General features: G+C 54.2%; 15 protein-coding genes. 8 read left to right on the forward strand and 7 right to left on the reverse strand.

Features of this window, described 5'->3' with window-relative positions; translation table 11 throughout:
- The first annotated feature begins 82 nt into the window (after positions 1 to 82).
- Positions 83 to 790 (forward strand): aspartate/glutamate racemase, encoded by a 708-nt coding sequence (locus ACLJQD_RS01920; protein WP_000848629.1) that lies wholly within the window; start codon positions 83 to 85, stop codon positions 788 to 790.
- Here the strand turns inward: ACLJQD_RS01920 and ACLJQD_RS01925 are convergent.
- A complete protein-coding gene (locus tag ACLJQD_RS01925; RefSeq protein ID WP_000741798.1) occupies positions 762 to 1,697 on the reverse strand; it encodes a LysR family transcriptional regulator in 936 nt (311 codons plus the stop codon). The two genes, ACLJQD_RS01920 and ACLJQD_RS01925, sit on opposite strands and share 29 nt — an antisense overlap.
- A 117-nt stretch (positions 1,698 to 1,814) precedes the next feature.
- Here ACLJQD_RS01925 and lysA point away from each other — a divergent pair, with 117 nt between their 5' ends.
- Positions 1,815 to 3,077, forward strand: coding sequence for a diaminopimelate decarboxylase (gene lysA / locus ACLJQD_RS01930; protein ID WP_000056587.1), 1,263 nt, complete (start codon positions 1,815 to 1,817; stop codon positions 3,075 to 3,077).
- Between the two features lie 9 nt (positions 3,078 to 3,086).
- On the opposite strand, the gene ACLJQD_RS01935 is transcribed toward lysA, so the two are convergent.
- Complete coding sequence (locus tag ACLJQD_RS01935) at positions 3,087 to 4,109, reverse strand: LacI family DNA-binding transcriptional regulator (protein ID WP_000968355.1); 1,023 nt, start codon at positions 4,107 to 4,109, stop codon at positions 3,087 to 3,089.
- A 10-nt stretch (positions 4,110 to 4,119) separates the two neighbouring features.
- Entirely contained in the window at positions 4,120 to 5,148 is a 1,029-nt protein-coding gene (galR, locus tag ACLJQD_RS01940; RefSeq protein WP_000201030.1) for an HTH-type transcriptional regulator GalR, read from the reverse strand.
- 592 nt (positions 5,149 to 5,740) lie between these two features.
- Here galR and aas point away from each other — a divergent pair.
- Entirely contained in the window at positions 5,741 to 7,900 is a 2,160-nt protein-coding gene (gene aas / locus ACLJQD_RS01945) for a bifunctional acyl-ACP--phospholipid O-acyltransferase/long-chain-fatty-acid--ACP ligase (RefSeq protein WP_017441101.1), read from the forward strand.
- Entirely contained in the window at positions 7,893 to 9,095 is a 1,203-nt protein-coding gene (gene lplT, locus ACLJQD_RS01950; protein ID WP_017441102.1) for a lysophospholipid transporter LplT, read from the forward strand. The genes aas and lplT overlap by 8 nt, the downstream gene beginning before the upstream one ends.
- Before the next feature lie 86 nt (positions 9,096 to 9,181).
- On the opposite strand, the gene ACLJQD_RS01955 is transcribed toward lplT, so the two are convergent.
- The 4 genes from ACLJQD_RS01955 to mutH form a co-directional block, all read right to left on the reverse strand.
- Positions 9,182 to 10,222 (reverse strand): NADP(H)-dependent aldo-keto reductase, encoded by a 1,041-nt coding sequence (locus tag ACLJQD_RS01955; RefSeq protein ID WP_000558960.1) that lies wholly within the window; start codon positions 10,220 to 10,222, stop codon positions 9,182 to 9,184.
- Positions 10,223 to 10,412: 190 nt separating this feature from the next.
- Entirely contained in the window at positions 10,413 to 10,631 is a 219-nt protein-coding gene (locus tag ACLJQD_RS01960; RefSeq protein WP_000758662.1) for a YgdI/YgdR family lipoprotein, read from the reverse strand.
- A gap of 169 nt (positions 10,632 to 10,800) precedes the next feature.
- On the reverse strand, positions 10,801 to 11,514 hold the full coding sequence (locus ACLJQD_RS01965; RefSeq protein ID WP_000895635.1) for a TerC family protein: 714 nt from the start codon (positions 11,512 to 11,514) through the stop codon (positions 10,801 to 10,803).
- Between the two features lie 181 nt (positions 11,515 to 11,695).
- A complete protein-coding gene (gene mutH / locus ACLJQD_RS01970; RefSeq protein ID WP_001274930.1) occupies positions 11,696 to 12,391 on the reverse strand; it encodes a DNA mismatch repair endonuclease MutH in 696 nt (231 codons plus the stop codon).
- Positions 12,392 to 13,073: 682 nt separating this feature from the next.
- Between mutH and rppH the strand changes: the two genes are divergently transcribed.
- From rppH to thyA, 4 genes are all read left to right on the forward strand, one after another.
- Entirely contained in the window at positions 13,074 to 13,604 is a 531-nt protein-coding gene (rppH, locus tag ACLJQD_RS01975; RefSeq protein ID WP_000564481.1) for an RNA pyrophosphohydrolase, read from the forward strand.
- A gap of 12 nt (positions 13,605 to 13,616) precedes the next feature.
- Positions 13,617 to 15,863, forward strand: a complete 2,247-nt coding sequence (gene ptsP, locus ACLJQD_RS01980; protein WP_000957887.1) for a phosphoenolpyruvate--protein phosphotransferase — start codon at positions 13,617 to 13,619, stop codon at positions 15,861 to 15,863.
- Between the two features lie 215 nt (positions 15,864 to 16,078).
- Positions 16,079 to 16,954: a prolipoprotein diacylglyceryl transferase gene (gene lgt, locus ACLJQD_RS01985; RefSeq protein ID WP_000204645.1), complete on the forward strand. Its 876-nt coding sequence runs from the start codon at positions 16,079 to 16,081 to the stop codon at positions 16,952 to 16,954.
- 6 nt (positions 16,955 to 16,960) lie between these two features.
- Entirely contained in the window at positions 16,961 to 17,755 is a 795-nt protein-coding gene (gene thyA / locus ACLJQD_RS01990; protein ID WP_000816247.1) for a thymidylate synthase, read from the forward strand.
- Positions 17,756 to 17,814: the final 59 nt, after the last annotated feature.

Consider the following 17,814-nt stretch of genomic DNA (forward strand, 5'->3'; position numbering starts at 1 on the left):
ATCCGGCATGATGAAAAATAGACTGGAAACGGATGTGTAAGTTTGCTTCACTGCCATAATGCTTTACAAAAAGGAGAGCGCAGTGAAAACGATCGGACTGTTGGGTGGTATGAGCTGGGAATCGACTATCCCTTATTACCGTTTAATCAATGAAGGCATTAAACAGCAGCTGGGAGGCCTGCACTCGGCGAGCTTACTGCTGCATAGCGTAGATTTCCACGATATTGAAGTATGTCAACGCCGCGGCGAGTGGGATAAAGCGGGCGATATCCTGGCGCAGGCCGCGCAGGGGTTACAGCAGGCGGGCGCAGAAGGCATTGTGCTGTGTACCAACACCATGCATAAAATCGCGCACATTATTGAATCTCGTTGTTCGCTGCCTTTCCTACACATCGCGGATGCTACCGGGCGAGCTATCGCCCGTCAGGGGTTGCATCGCGTGGCGCTATTAGGGACCCGCTATACGATGGAGCAGGATTTTTATCGCGGGCGGCTGGAACAGCAATTTGCGATTGAGACCATCGTGCCGGAGGCGGACGATCGGGCGCGTATCAATCAGGTCATTTTTGACGAGCTCTGTCAGGGGACATTCACTGACGCGTCGCGCCACTATTATTTACAGGTTATCGAACAACTGGCTGCGCAAGGCGCGCAGGGCGTTATTTTTGGCTGCACTGAAATAGGTTTGCTTGTTCCCCAGACGCAAAGCGCGCTACCGGTTTTCGATACCACGGCAATTCATGCCGCAGATGCCGTGAGCTTTATGCTTTCGTCATCGGCCCCAGAATAACCTCCAGCGGTTCGACCAGGCGCGAAAGATGCGTTTGTAAATGCTTACTGAAGGCGTCAACCAGCGCGGAGGCGGGGCGGTGTAGCGGGCGAATCAGGCTGACGGTAAAGGGCACGTCAATGCTGAAGCGGCGAACGGTGACGCCGCTGGCGGCATAGTCCAGCGCGGTCAGCGGGTTAACGATCGAAACGCCCGCCCCGGCGCGCACCATCGCGCAGACGGAGGCCGCGCTATGCGTTTCCACCACCATTCTGCGTTTCACCTGATGTTCGGCAAATAACGTATCCAACAACTGTCGATAGCTGTCCAGGCGGGAGAGGCTGATAAAGTTTTCCCCCTGAAAATCGTCTGGCGTCAGTACCGTTTTGGCGGCAAGCGGATGGTCGCAGGGCAGTACGCACACTTCATTTAGCGTTAGTAACTCGGTACGGGTTGTTCCTGCCGGGGCATGAAGCGTCTCCGTCAGCCCTAAATCGTGGCGCTGAGCGGAGAGCCACTCTTCCAGCAACGGCGACTCCTGCGGCACAATATTCAGGCTGACATCCGGATAACGCGCCAGAAAAGGCGGTAGTAGCGGCGGCAAAAAGGATTGTGAAAAGACCGGCAGGCAGGCGATAGAGAGTTCGCCCTGACGGAACTCGCGCAGACTTTCCGCCGCGCTGACGATGCGATCCAACCCATACCAGGAGCGTTGTACCTCTTCGAACAGGCGTAGCCCTTGCACCGTCGGATGTAAGCGCCCGCGTGTGCGCTCAAACAGCGTTAATCCCAGCACTTTCTCAAAACGCGCCAGCTCGCGACTGACGGTAGGCTGCGAGGTATGCAGCAGCCGCGCCGCTTCGGTGAGATTTCCGGCGGTCATTACGGCATGAAAAATTTCAATGTGACGTAAATTAACGGCAGCCATACGTTTCCCTGAATCATTTATCCCATATCATTTTTGCATAGACTGACAATAAAACGATATTTTTTATTCTTTCTAAGGTATGGCGTAATCGTTAAAAAGCCTGTTCCGGAGTTTGTTATGTCATTGCCGCATTATCACGCTGAAACTGACCTTAACGCTGAAAATTTGCTCAGATTGCCTGCTGAATTCGGCTGTCCGGTCTGGGTCTATGACGCGCACATTATTCGCCGTCAGATAGCCGCCCTGCAGCAGTTTGACGTCGTGCGTTTTGCGCAAAAAGCCTGTTCGAACATTCATATCCTGCGCTTAATGCGCGCGCAGGGTGTCAAGGTGGATTCTGTTTCATTGGGAGAGATCGAACGTGCGCTGGCGGCGGGCTACGATCCGCAAACGTGCCCTGATGATATCGTTTTTACCGCCGATGTGATTGACGCCGCCACGCTGGCGCGCGTCAGTGAACTGCATATTCCGGTCAATGCCGGTTCGGTAGATATGCTGACGCAGCTTGGTCAGGTTTCGCCTGGGCATCGCGTCTGGTTGCGCGTGAATCCTGGCTTTGGTCACGGCCACAGCCAGAAAACCAACACCGGGGGCGAAAACAGCAAACACGGCATCTGGCATAGCGATCTTCCGGCGGCGCTGGCGGTAATGCAGAAATACCGACTGAAACTTGTCGGTATCCATATGCACATTGGTTCCGGCGTCGATTATGGCCATCTGGAGCAGGTTTGCGGCGCGATGGTACGCCAGGTGCTGGAATGTGGTCAGGATGTGGAGGCGATTTCGGCAGGCGGCGGACTCTCGATACCTTATCGTGAGGGAGAAGAGCCCGTTGATACGCGCCATTACTATGGCCTGTGGAACGCGGCGCGCGAGCAAATCGCCCGCCATCTGGGACATGCGGTCAAACTTGAGATCGAACCCGGACGTTTTCTGGTGGCGCAATCGGGCGTGCTGGTAACGCAGGTGCGTAGCGTAAAACAGATGGGAAGCCGCCATTTCGTGCTGGTAGATGCGGGTTTTAACGATCTGATGCGCCCGGCGATGTACGGTAGCTATCACCGTATTTCGGCGCTGGCGGCGGATGGTCGCGCGCTTGAAAATGGCCCGTGGGTCGAGACGGTGGTCGCCGGGCCGCTATGCGAATCAGGCGATGTTTTTACGCAGCAGGAAGGGGGAATGGTTGAAACACGCGCCTTACCTGCGGTCATCCCCGGCGATTACCTCGTATTGCACGATACCGGCGCGTACGGCGCGTCTATGTCATCGAATTACAACAGCCGCCCGCTCCTGCCGGAAGTACTGTTTGACAATGGACAGGCGCGGCTGATCCGCCGTCGTCAGACCATTGAGGAGCTGTTAGCGCTGGAGATGCTCTGAAGCGCATCATTAGGCCGGACGTTGAAAAAACGGGCCCGCGGCGACGGACTCGCGCAGAATCAGCGTGCCGGTAAAGGGTGGGATCGGGGCGACCGGCTCGCTGTTCGCCAGACGAACGGCCTGATCGATCGCGGTGGCTATCATATCCTCGATGGGTAAATAGACTGTTGAAAGCCCCGGTTCAAGCCAGGTTGCGCCCGGCGCATCGTCAAAACCAAACAGCGACACATCCTGCGGGATGCGTAATCCGGCCTGGCGCAGCGCTTTTGCCGCGCCCAGCGCCGTGTCATCATTACAGGCGAATAGCGCGCTAAACGTGACGCCTTCCTCCAGTAATTCCCGGCAGGCGTCATAGCCGCGCGTCAGCGTGTAATCGCCGTATTTCACTTTTGCCGGTTGCCAGGGAATACCATACTTTTCCAGCGCCTTGCGATAACCCGCTACGCGTGATGTGCCAGTGGGAGTATGAACAGGCAGCGTAATACAGGCGATATCGCGATGGCCCTGCGTAATCAGATATTCCACCGCCTGGAATGCCGCCGTCTCCTGCTCGAAGAAAATAGCGCGATCGCGGGCCTGAGTGACGTTGCGATTAATAATCACCAGCGGCATTTCCGTGGCGTCAATCAACGACAAAATCGCCGGCTCATCCATATAGCGAGTGTAAAGAATAATAGCGTCGCACTGTCTGTCGGCCAACATTTGTACGGCTTTCTGCTCTCGTTCCGGCGTATCGTGACCATCGGTGACGATCAACTGCTTGTTATGAGACTCCGCCTGGCGCGACGCCCGGCGCAACAAACTGCCGAAATAGAAGCCGTCAAACGTAGAGACGACCAGACCGATGCTGTTGCTGGTGCGATTCGCCAGCGAGCGTGCCAGCAGGTTGGGGCGATAGCCCAGAGCCTGCATCGCCGTAAACACTTTCTGGCGCGTGCTTTCTTTTACCTGCCCCGTCCCATTCAGCACTCGTGAGACGGTGGCCTTTGATACGCCCGCATGGCGGGAAACATCCAGCATTGTCGCCATCATGCTACCCTGATTAATCGGTTGTCGACAGGTGCCCGGTATCCGTCGGCGTGGATACCGAATGTCGGCGTACCAGTGTCGGACTAAATACATGGGTCACTTCCGGCGTAGGGCATTTCCCTGCCAGCGCTAATGCCAGCTCCGCCGCCTGTGTCGCCATAGTGACGATCGGATACCGAATGGTGGTCAGTCGGGGACGCACATAGCGTGAGACCAGTACATCATCAAAACCGATGAGCGATACTTCGCCCGGCACCCCCACGCCATTATCATTTAATACTCCCATCGCGCCAGCCGCCATCGAGTCGTTATAGCAGGCCACTGCGGTAAAATTTCTGCCGCGACCTAATAACTCAGTCATCGCCTGCTCGCCGCCGCTTTCATCCGGTTCGCCGAACGTCACCAGCCGATCGTTAGCCGGGATATGGCTTTCCGCCAGCGCATCGTAATAGCCCCTCAGGCGATCTTCGGCATCAGAGATAGTGTGATTGGAACAGATATACCCAATACGCGTATGACCTTGCTGGATCAGATGCCGGGTCGCCAGCCATGCCCCGTAACGGTCATCCAGCGCGACACAGCGGTGTTCTAACCCCGGTAAAATGCGGTTAATCAGCACCATGCCGGGGATTTGCTTCATTAATGAGGCCAGGTCCGCATCCGGAATCATTTTGGCGTGCACCACTAACGCTGCGCAACGATGACGAATCAACTGTTCAATAGCCTGACGCTCTTTTTGTTCGTTATGATACCCGTTGCCAATCAGTAAAAAATTGCCGGTGTGATACGCCACCTGTTCAACGGCTTTCACCATCGCGCCGAAAAAAGGATCGGAAACGTCGCCGACCACCAGACCGAGGGTTTCCGTTGCCTGCTGTGCCAGCGCGCGCGCGTTGGCGTTAGGGTGATAGCTCAGGGACTCCATTGCGCTGGTCACCGCCAGCCGGGACGCTTCGCTGGCTTTTGGCGAATCGTTAATAACGCGAGAAACGGTGGCGACTGAAACACCGGCCAGTCGGGCTACATCTTTTATGGTCGCCATGATAATACCTATAGTGGGTAAACGCTTACATTACGCCAGTTTTACGGAAAATGAACGTCTGTTCAAGCCTCTTGCCCCGCCGTGTCGGGCAAATGTGACCTGCACGGGAGAAATGCGTCTGTAAAGTGACAATACAAATCTTTCGTTACAGTTTGCGAAGCGCTGTTGCGATTGTCTGCTGGCAGGCCAGCGAGTCAGGTTGATAGAGTGGTGATCCCAGAGGTATTGATAGGTGGAATCAACGTCATTGTTGATCACACGAATTACACCAACCTGCGTAGAGATGCGCAGGTTTTTTTTTGTTTCGCCTGAACCTGTAACAGTAACGGATAATTTACACAACTCGTTGCATTTCCGTTTATTCCTTTGCGTTTTCGGACTGGCGATGCAGACGCGCGAAGCCCACAATCAAGATCCCAGAGGTATTGATTGGTGAGATTATTCGGTACGCTCTTCGTACCTGTCTCTTGCACCAACCTGCGCGGATGCGCAGGTTTTTTTTCGAACCTATTTTGCTATCGCTCCTGTTACGCAACTCGTGTAATCTGCCACAATTCATGTTTTAGCGAATTGTCGGCCAAAGGGAGTTGAAATGCTGTTTGGATTTTTCCGTAACCTGTTTCGCGTGCTTTATCGTGTGCGCGTCACTGGCGATGTCCGGGCGCTACAGGGGAACCGGGTCTTAATTACCCCCAATCACGTTTCATTTATCGATGGTATGCTACTGGCGCTGTTTTTGCCGGTACGGCCTGTCTTTGCGGTATATACCTCCATCAGCCAGCAATGGTATATGCGCTGGTTAACGCCGCTGATCGATTTTGTACCGCTCGATCCCACTAAACCCATGTCCATTAAACACCTGGTACGTCTGGTGGAGCAGGGGCGTCCAGTGGTGATTTTCCCGGAAGGGCGGATTTCCGTGACCGGCTCGCTGATGAAAATTTATGACGGCGCAGGCTTTGTGGCGGCAAAATCGGGCGCAACCGTCATTCCGCTCCGTATTGACGGCGCGGAGCTTACCCCTTTCAGTCGCCTGAAAGGTCTGGTTAAACGGCGCTTATTCCCCCGCATTCAGCTTCATATTTTACCGCCGACGCAAATACCGATGCCGGAAGCGCCGCGCGCGCGCGACAGACGTAAGATAGCGGGTGAGATGCTGCACCAGATCATGATGGAAGCGCGTATGGCGGTGCGCCCGCGCGAGACGTTATACGAATCGTTGCTGGCGGCGCAATATCGTTACGGCGCGGGTAAAAACTGTATTGAGGACATTAACTTTACGCCGGATACGTATCGTAAGTTACTGACCAAGACGCTTTTTGTTGGCCGAATTCTGGAAAAGTACAGCGTTGAGGGCGAGAAAATCGGTTTAATGCTGCCGAATGCCGCCATCAGCGCGGCGGTGATTTTCGGCGCGGTTTCTCGTCGCCGCATTCCGGCCATGATGAACTACACGGCGGGGGTAAAAGGGCTGACCAGCGCGATTACCGCGGCGGAAATTAAAACGATTTTTACCTCCCGCCAGTTCCTCGATAAAGGTAAATTGTGGCACCTGCCGGAACAGCTAACGCAGGTTCGCTGGGTTTACCTGGAAGATTTAAAAGCGGACGTCACGCCCGCCGACAAGCTGTGGATTTTTGCCCACCTCCTGGCGCCGCGACTGGCGCAGATAAAACAGCAGCCGGAAGACGCGGCGATCATTCTTTTTACCTCCGGCTCGGAAGGGCACCCGAAAGGGGTGGTGCACAGCCATAAAAGCATTCTGGCGAACGTCGAGCAGATAAAAACGATTGCGGATTTCACCGCCAATGACCGTTTTATGTCGGCGCTGCCGCTCTTTCACTCGTTCGGTTTGACGGTGGGCCTGTTTACGCCGTTGTTGACCGGCGCGGAAGTATTTCTTTATCCAAGTCCGCTGCACTATCGCATTGTGCCGGAACTGGTCTATGACCGTAACTGTACCGTGCTGTTTGGTACGTCAACCTTCCTCGGCAACTATGCGCGCTTTGCCAATCCGTATGATTTTTATCGCCTGCGCTATGTGGTGGCCGGTGCGGAAAAACTTCAGGAGAGCACCAAACAACTGTGGCAGGATAAATTCGGTCTGCGCATTCTTGAGGGCTACGGGGTAACGGAATGCGCGCCAGTAGTCTCGATTAACGTGCCGATGGCGGCTAAGCCTGGCACTGTTGGCCGCATTCTGCCTGGCATGGACGCGCGTCTGCTGGCGGTGCCCGGTATTGAAAACGGCGGTCGGCTACAGCTGAAAGGGCCGAATATCATGAATGGCTATCTGCGCGTGGAAAAACCGGGCGTGCTGGAGGTGCCGTCGGCGGAAAACGCCAGAGGCGAAACCGAGCGCGGGTGGTACGACACGGGCGATATTGTACGTTTCGATGAAAATGGTTTTGTGCAGATTCAGGGGCGCGCGAAACGCTTTGCGAAAATTGCTGGCGAAATGGTCTCGCTGGAGATGGTCGAGCAACTGGCGCTTGGCGTTTCGGCGGACAAAATGCACGCTACCGCCATTAAAAGCGATGCCAGCAAAGGTGAAGCGCTGGTATTGTTTACGACTGACAGCGAACTCACCCGAGAAAAGTTACAGCACTATGCCCGTGAACACGGTATTCCGGAACTTGCCGTCCCGCGTGATATCCGTTATCTGAAACAGCTTCCCTTGCTTGGCAGCGGGAAACCCGATTTTGTGACGCTGAAAAGTTGGGTGGATGCGCCGGAACAACATCATGAGTGAGTCAGTACGTACTAACACTTCCATCTGGTCGAAAGGGATGCTGTCGGTGATTGTCGCGCAGTTTCTCTCGGCTTTTGGCGATAATGCGCTGCTGTTTGCGACGCTGGCACTGCTGAAAGCTCAGTTTTACCCGGACTGGAGCCAGCCTGTTTTGCAAATGGTGTTTGTGGGCGCTTACATTCTTTTTGCGCCGTTTGTCGGCCAGATAGCGGACAGCTTTGCCAAAGGCCGGGTGATGATGGTCGCCAATGGTCTTAAACTGGCGGGAGCGGTAGGTATCTGCCTCGGCATAAATCCTTTTGTCGGTTATACGTTGGTCGGGATTGGCGCGGCGGCTTATTCTCCGGCGAAATACGGTATTCTGGGCGAACTGACGACGGGCGATAAGCTGGTGAAAGCCAATGGCCTGATGGAAGCCTCTACGATTGCGGCGATTTTGCTCGGTTCCGTCGCGGGCGGCGTATTGGCCGACTGGAATGTCATCGCTGCGCTGGTTGCCTGCGCGTTGGCCTACGCTGGCGCAGTGGCGGCGAACCTGTTTATCCCGAAGCTTGTGGCGGCGCGTCCAGGGCAATCCTGGCGGTTGTCGGCGATGACGCGTAGCTTCTTCAGCGCTTGCGTTGTCCTTTGGCGTAACGGTGAAACGCGGTTTTCGCTGGTGGGGACCGGGCTATTCTGGGGCGCAGGCGTGACGCTGCGTTTTCTGCTGGTGCTGTGGGTGCCGGTGGCGCTGGGTATTACGGATAACGCCACGCCGACTTACCTGAACGCCATGGTGGCGGTAGGCATTGTGGTCGGCGCGGGCGCGGCGGCAAAACTGGTGACGCTGGAGACCGTATCGCGCTGTATGCCCGCCGGGATTTTGATTGGCGTTGTGGTTGCGATCTTCTCATTACAGCACGCATTGCTGCCTGCTTATACCTTGTTGCTGTTGATAGGTATGCTGGGCGGCTTTTTTGTGGTGCCGCTCAACGCTTTGCTCCAGGAGCGCGGTAAGAAGAGCGTTGGCGCCGGGAATGCCATTGCCGTACAAAATCTGGGCGAGAATAGCGCCATGCTATTAATGCTGGGACTGTACTCGCTGGCGGTGCTGGTTGGCGTTCCGGCAGTGGCGATAGGTATCGGCTTTGGCGTGCTGTTCGCGCTGGCGATTGCGGCGCTGTGGATCTGGCAGCGCCGGCAGGCATCATACTGAGTGAATATGCCGGGCGGCGAGCGCGCGTTATCCGGCTTACATTGTCTCTGTAAGCCCGGAAGCGTAGCGCCACCGGGCACTGACCATCACGGCGCCGGATAGGTATAAACCTGATGCGCCGCCTCAATCTCCGCCAGAACCTCTTCGCTTAACGTCAGATGCAGACTTTCCACATTCGTCTTGAGCTGCGCCATCGTGGTTGCGCCCAGTAACGTACTGGCGACAAACGGCTGGCGGCGAACAAAGGCCAGCGCCATCTGCGCCGGATCAAGATTGTGACGCTTCGCGATATCGACGTAGGCGGCAACGGCTTTTTGCGCCTGTTCGCCGCTGTAACGTGTGAAGCGGCTGAACAGGGTATTCCGCGCGCCTGCGGGTTTGGCCCCGTTCAGGTATTTACCGGTTAATGTGCCAAACGCCAGACAGGAATAGGCGAGCAATTCAACACCTTCATACTGGCTGACTTCCGCCAGTCCGACCTCGTAGCTGCGGTTTAACAGGCTATAGGGGTTCTGGATCGTGACAATACGCGGCAGGTCATGTTTTTCCGCCAGATGCAGATAGCGCATAACGCCAAACGCTGTCTCATTTGAAACGCCAATATAACGAATCTTACCCGCTCGCTGAAACTCACTTAGCGCGTCTAACGTCTCCAGTAGACTTACTACTGGCGTGGAGTCCGTCCAGTTATAGCCGAGTTTACCGAAGCAGTTAGTGGGGCGCTGCGGCCAGTGCACCTGATACAAATCCAGATAGTCGGTCTGCAACCGGGTCAAACTGTCGTGTAGCGCTTCGCGAATATTTTTACGATCCAGCGCCTGATGAGGCCGGATGCCTTGATCATTATTACGTGCCGGTCCGCTGACTTTGCTGGCGATGATCAGTTTTTCACGGTTGCCGCGTTTGGCGAGCCAGTTACCGATATAGGATTCCGTCAGCCCTTGTGTTTCCGGGCGCGGCGGTACCGGATACATCTCGGCGGCGTCGATAAGGTTAATGCCATTTGCGATGGCATAGTCGAGCTGTGCGTGAGCGTCGGCTTCGCTGTTTTGTTCACCAAATGTCATTGTGCCCAGCCCTAGCGTACTTACTTCGAGCGAGCTGTGGGGTATACGGTGATAGTGCATAGCCGTTTCCTTTTTATTATGAAGTCAGAAATTCCCGACAAAGGACAATAAAAATGGCAGAGGGAAGGCAAAAGGGAAAGTAAAATTGCAGGCTGCGCGGCGTAATTGTTACCGGGCGTGGTCGCCACGCACCGTTACGGGACGCAGCCTGAAGGCTTGCAGAACGCTGACCTCGATCACAGGCCACCGCTTAACGTTCGATAATTTGAGACACTTCGTCACGGTTGATTTGCATCTCGTTTCCCTGCGCATCGGTATAGCTGACCAGACCGGTATCATCGTCAACTTGCGGTTTTCCATCGGTCAGGATCATACGACCATCTTTCGTCGCCATTACATAATCGCTGCTGCATCCGGATACCGCAAAAGCCAACCCTACTGCGGAAATTACAACTGCCCACTTTTTCATCCGTTTGTCCTCACATAGCCTGCATCTGATAATAGTCTGTTAATCATATGTCTGATAATAGTCTAGTAATAACGCGCAGCTCTGCATGTCGGAAGCAGCAAAATCTTAATCTGTGAGAAGAAAGGAAATAAAGTGAGTATTCGCTCCCCGGCGGGGGAGCGAGACAGGATTACAGCGGATTCTTTTTATTACGCAACAGGTTCAGGCTCTCTACTGCGATAGAGAAGAACATGGCGAAATAGATATACCCTTTCGGAACGTGAACGTCGAAACTTTCCAGAATCAGGGTAAAGCCAACCAGGATCAGAAAGGAGAGCGCCAGCATTTTTACCGACGGATGGCGATCGACAAACTCGCCGATGGGCCGTGCCGCAAACATCATGACGCCCACGGCAATAACGACTGCCGCCATCATAATAAACAGATGATCGGATAGGCCAACCGCTGTGATAACTGAATCAAGGCTGAAAATAATATCCAGCAGCATAATCTGTACTATTGCGCCCAGGAAAGAAGAAACCCGGGTTTTTAACCCTTCTTCTTCGCCTTCGATGGACTCATGGATCTCCTTGCTGGCTTTCCAGATTAAAAATAACCCACCCAGTAGAAGAATGAGATCGCGGGCGGAAATCGCTTCGCCGAAAAGCTCAAACAGCGGATTAGTCAGCCGAGTGACCCAGGCGATTGACGCCAGCAGCGCCAGGCGCATAACCATCGCCGCCGCCAACCCAAGCCGCCGTGCGTGGTTCCGTTGCGCCGTAGGAAGTTTTGCTACCACCAGAGAAAGAAAAATAATGTTGTCGATCCCAAGTACAATCTCCAGCAGCGTCAGCGTACCGAGCGCCAGCCAGGCATTAGGATCGGTTATCCATGCAAATAACATCGAACAAAGTCCTGCCAAAAAAAGAAGCGGTAATTATAGGCCCGTCGAGTGACGGGCGAAAGCCCAGGCTGAATTTGCGCAACCTGGAACGGTGTAAAATAGCGGCGACAATACGCTTACGTTTATCCGGCATCGGCCCGATGCGTAGCCATAGCGGAGGCGCATTTGCGTGTAATGGACGTTACGGATTCTGCAATAAAAAATGGCGAGCCAGCAGCGCCTGCGTAAAATTTTTTTTCAGATAAAATCCACGCGGTAGCGTCAAAATAGGTTCCCCGCGCGCGCCGATAGCCTCGGTGAGCGCCCTGGCATTGGCGGCTTTGGGTCGCAGTTGCAAGACTTCGCCATGACGGGCGGTAATGCGTTCCACCTGGCCCAGCACTATCATGTCCATCAGCTCTTCCCAGTCGAGGCGTAGCTGCCTGTCCTCTTCTTCACTCGGACTCCAGAGTAGCGGCGAACCTACGCGGCGTTCGGCTAACGGTATGCTGCGATCGCCTTCGACCGGCACCCATAGCACGCGCTTCAATTTATGCCGTACGTGACTTGTCTCCCAGGTCACGCCGCTGTTACCGGTTAACGGCGCCACGCAAACAAAGGTTGTTTCCAGAGGACGACCCAGACTATCCACCGGGATGGTTTTCAGTTCTACGCCTAACGCGGCGAAATCCTGCTCCGGCTTGCTCCCGGCGCTGGCGCCGAGCCAGATCTCCAACAAGACGCCGATCCAGCCTTTGTCTCGCTTCAAATCTTTAGGCGTGGTAATGCCGGCCATCGCCGCCAGCTCGCCTAACGTATAGCCGGAAAGCTGCCGCGCCTGGGCTAACAGCAATGCTTCCGAAGCAGGCGGAGTCAGTAGCGGACAAAGAGCGGACATGACAATTACCTTAGGTTAAAAAATGAGCAGTGATTTTATACCGTATGGGCAGAGTTTATCTTTTTCTGTGTCTTATATTCAATAGACTGATTTTTATTGCCTTTTTTGTGTTGTTTCTTCGTGTTGCGCAACACTGAAGCGGGTTTTCCAATTCTGGTCACTGACAATAAACAGGATCTTACACTATGTTATCCACAGAAAGTTGGGATAACTGTGTAAAACCACCACTACTGTTTCCATTTACAGCCTTGACGTGCGACGAAAATCGAAAATTCAGACAAATAGTGCGTAAGTTATTGGCACAATCTGTGGATAAAACCGACGCTGGTTGATCTTTCATCAGCATAAGGATCTTAGATGTGATACTGGTCACGCTTTATGAAGGTGGCATGTAAGATTTGTCTATAACACAATGAATATAAGGCACTATTTTTACTGTTTTCAGCATGAGGAATTCAGACTGTTCTGGGTTTTCCCGTGGTAATTCCATACTTCTTCACAACTATATCCACAGAAAAGGTGAATAAAATGGCGCAAGGGCGTCATCATCTGTTTATAACTCGGCTATTTACTGTGAGTTATTCAATTGTTATTAGGCTGTGTCACTATTACAGAGTGGTTTACCGCCTCACTGGAGTATGAAACAATCGTTCATATATAAGGTTTATGTTGAGGTAGTCCGGTGATTGATGACGATGGCTACCGCCCAAATGTAGGTATCGTAATTTGTAATCGTCAGGGGCAGGTGATGTGGGCCCGGCGATTTGGTCAGCACTCCTGGCAGTTCCCGCAGGGCGGGATAAATCCAGGGGAGTCGGCAGAACAGGCGATGTACCGGGAACTGTTTGAAGAAGTTGGGTTAAGCCGTAAAGATGTGCGGATCCTTGCTTCTACTCGCAACTGGTTGCGTTACAAGTTACCAAAACGTTTGGTGCGTTGGGACACAAAGCCGGTATGTATCGGCCAGAAACAAAAGTGGTTTCTTTTGCAGTTAATGAGCGCCGACGCCGAAATCAATATGCAAACCAGCAGTACGCCGGAGTTTGACGGCTGGCGCTGGGTAAGTTACTGGTATCCGGTTCGACAAGTGGTGTCATTTAAACGCGATGTCTACCGCAGGGTAATGAAAGAGTTTGCAAGTGTTGTCATGGCGCTTCAGGATAATCCCCCTAAGCTACAAAGCGCGCCTGCTTATCGACGTAAAAGAGGTTAAGCCACGCAAATTATGCTCACTCGCCTGCGCGAAATAGTCGAAAAAGTGGCCAGTGCGCCGCGTCTGAACGAGGCGCTGAATATTCTGGTCACGGATATCTGTCTTGCGATGGATACTGAGGTTTGCTCGGTTTACCTGGCCGATCATGACCGACGCTGTTATTACCTGATGGCGACGCGGGGGTTGAAAAAACCGCGTGGTCGAACCGTTGCGCTTGCGTTTGATGAGGGGATCGTCGGTCTGGTGGGCAGACTGGCGGAACCCATTAACCTTGCCGATGCGCAAAAACATCCCAGCTTTAAATACATTCCTTCGGTAAAAGAGGAGCGTTTTCGCGCGTTTCTCGGCGTGCCGATCATTCAGCGTCGCCAACTTCTCGGCGTGCTGGTCGTACAGCAGCGCGAATTGCGCCAGTACGATGAAAGCGAAGAGTCTTTCCTCGTCACGCTCGCTACGCAGATGGCGGCTATCCTGTCACAGTCGCAGGTCACAGCGCTGTTCGGGCAATACCGGCAGACGCGAATCCGCGCGCTTCCTGCGGCGCCGGGCGTGGCTATCGCAACGGGCTGGCAAGACGCGACCATGCCGCTGATGGAACAGGTTTACGAAGCGTCTACGCTGGATACCTCTCTTGAACGCGAACGACTGACCGGCGCGCTGGAAGAGGCGGCGAACGAGTTCCGACGATACAGCAAACGCTTTGCCGCTGGCGCGCAAAAAGAGACGGCGGCCATTTTCGATCTGTACTCACACCTGCTTTCAGATGCCAGACTGCGTCGCGAACTCTTCGCCGAGGTCGACAAAGGCGCTGTTGCGGAGTGGGCCGTTAAAAAAATCATCGAAAAATTTGCCGAGCAATTTGCGGCGCTAACCGATAACTACCTCAAAGAACGTGCGGGAGACTTACGCACGCTGGGGCAGCGGCTGTTATTCCACCTTGATGATTCAGTTCAGGGGCCAAACGCCTGGCCGGAACGTTTTATTCTGGTCGCGGATGAGCTGTCGGCGACCACCCTGGCGGAGCTGCCGCAGGACAGGCTGGCGGGCGTTGTGGTGCGCGACGGCGCGGCAAACTCGCATGCGGCGATTATGGTGCGCGCGCTCGGTATCCCGACCGTCATGGGCGCTGATATCCAACCTTCGGTGCTACATCGCCGTACGTTGGTGGTGGATGGCTATCGCGGTGAATTACTGGTCGATCCTGAACCCGTGCTTATTCAGGAATATCAGCGGCTCATTAGTGAAGAGATAGAACTCAGTCGTCTGGCGGAGGACGACGTCAATCTTCCCGCCCAACTGAAAAGCGGCGAGCGAGTCAAAGTGATGCTGAATGCCGGGCTCAGTCCCGAGCATGAGGAAAAGTTAGGCAGTCGGATCGACGGTATCGGCCTGTACCGTACTGAAATTCCCTTTATGCTGCAAAGCGGGTTTCCCTCGGAAGAAGAGCAGGTGGCGCAGTATCAAGGGATGCTGCAAATGTTTAACGATAAACCGGTGACGCTGCGGACCCTGGATGTGGGAGCGGATAAGCAACTGCCCTATATGCCGATCAGCGAGGAGAACCCGTGTCTGGGCTGGCGCGGGATCCGCATTACGCTGGATCAGCCGGAGATCTTTTTGATCCAGGTCCGCGCGATGCTGCGCGCCAATGCGGCGACTGGCAACCTCAGTATTTTGCTGCCGATGGTCACCAGTATTGATGAAGTCGATGAAGCGCGACGTCTGATCGAACGCGCCGGGCGCGAGGTCGAGGAGATGATCGGCTATGCGATCCCGAAACCGCGTATCGGCATTATGCTGGAAGTACCGTCAATGGTATTTATGCTGCCGCATCTGGCTAACCGGATCGACTTTATCTCGGTCGGCACCAACGATTTAACGCAATATATCCTGGCGGTAGATCGCAACAATACCCGCGTGGCCAGTATTTATGACAGTTTGCATCCGGCTATGCTGCGCGCACTGTCCATGATTGCGCAGGAAGCCGAAAAACATGGTCTCGATCTTCGCTTGTGCGGCGAGATGGCGGGCGATCCGATGTGCGTGGCGATTCTTATCGGTCTGGGATATCGCCATCTTTCGATGAATGGCCGTTCGGTAGCGCGTGTGAAATATCTGCTGCGGCATATCGATTTTGAAGACGCGCAAACCCTTGCCAGACGCAGCCTTGAGGCGCAGATGGCGACCGAAGTGCGTCATCAGGTGGCGGCGTTTATGGAGCGCCGCGGGATGGGGGGATTGATTCGAGGAGGGTTGTAACGACTGGAGCGGGAAAAGAGAGTGACTGTGGATTCACGGCGCAGACAACACGCCTGCAAGGTGAAAGACAATGCGTATACATATCTTTTAACGGTAATCGGCATCTCGCTTTTAACCCTTGTGCTATTATTCGCACCTTTGGAGCGTCTGCAACGCGCAGGCGCGCTTATCAATCGCTATCTCTTCAGCGAAATAACAAGAAATTGTGGTGACAGATGACCAGTAGCTATCTGCATTTTCCGGACTTTGATCCGGTCATTTTCTCAATTGGGCCCGTCGCGCTTCACTGGTATGGCTTGATGTATCTGGTGGGGTTCGTTTTCGCGATGTGGTTGGCGGTGCGTCGCGCTAACCGTCCGGGAAGCGGTTGGACCAAAAACGAAGTTGAAAATTTACTCTATGCAGGTTTCCTGGGGGTCTTCCTGGGGGGACGTATTGGCTATGTCCTGTTTTATAACTTCCCTCTGTTTCTGGATAACCCGCTCTATTTATTCCGCGTCTGGGACGGCGGCATGTCCTTCCACGGCGGGCTTATCGGCGTGATACTGGTGATGATTATCTTCGCCAGGCGCACGAAGCGCTCGTTCTTTCAGGTGTCTGATTTTATTGCGCCGTTAATTCCGTTCGGCCTGGGCGCCGGGCGTCTGGGCAACTTTATCAACGGTGAATTGTGGGGGCGCGTCGATCCTGACTTCCGGTTTGCCATGCTCTTTCCTGGCTCACGCGCGGAAGATATTGCGCTGCTGCCGTCACATCCGCAATGGCAGCCTATTTTTGATACCTACGGCGTATTGCCGCGCCACCCTTCCCAGTTGTATGAGCTGGCATTAGAAGGCGTGGTGCTGTTTATCATCCTTAATCTCTTTATTCGCAAACCGCGTCCGATGGGCGCAGTCTCCGGATTATTCCTGATTGGCTATGGCGCGTTTCGTATCATTGTTGAATTCTTCCGCCAGCCGGACGCGCAATTTACCGGCGCGTGGGTACAGTACATCAGCATGGGGCAGATTCTCTCTATCCCGATGATTATCGCTGGCGCGATCATGATGGTTTGGGCATATCGCCGTCGCCCGCAGCAACACGTTTCCTGAGGAACCATGAAACAGTATTTAGAACTGATGCAAAAAGTGCTGGATGAAGGCACACAGAAAAACGACCGTACCGGCACCGGCACGCTTTCCATTTTTGGCCATCAGATGCGTTTTAACCTGCAGGAAGGCTTTCCTCTGGTGACGACAAAACGCTGCCATTTACGTTCAATTATTCACGAACTGCTATGGTTTTTGCAGGGCGATACCAACATCGCTTACCTGCACGAAAATAATGTCACCATCTGGGACGAATGGGCCGATGAGAACGGCGATTTAGGCCCGGTTTATGGTAAGCAGTGGCGTGCATGGCCAACACCGGATGGCCGCCATATCGATCAGATCGCCACGGTCTTAAGCCAGCTTAAAAACGACCCGGACTCTCGTCGTATTATCGTTTCTGCGTGGAACGTCGGCGAGCTGGATAAGATGGCGTTGGCGCCGTGTCACGCCTTTTTCCAGTTTTATGTCGCAGATGGAAAACTCTCCTGTCAGCTTTATCAGCGCTCCTGCGATGTGTTCCTCGGTCTGCCGTTCAACATTGCCAGCTACGCGTTACTGGTGCATATGATGGCGCAACAGTGCGACCTGGACGTCGGCGATTTTGTCTGGACCGGCGGCGACACGCACCTGTACAGCAACCATATGGAGCAGACGCACCTGCAATTAAGCCGTGAACCGCGCGCGCTGCCGAAGTTGGTCATTAAGCGTAAACCCGATTCGCTTTTTGACTACCGGTTCGATGATTTCGAAATTGAAGGCTATGATCCGCACCCCGGTATTAAAGCGCCGGTCGCTATCTAAGCGCTGACGATCCTGCCATAACCGACGTCATCGCGCGTCGGTTTTTTTTACCCTTCGTC

Origin of the sequence: Salmonella sp. SAL04214, from assembly GCF_046550615.1 — a bacterium.
Classification (GTDB): domain Bacteria; phylum Pseudomonadota; class Gammaproteobacteria; order Enterobacterales; family Enterobacteriaceae; genus Salmonella; species Salmonella enterica.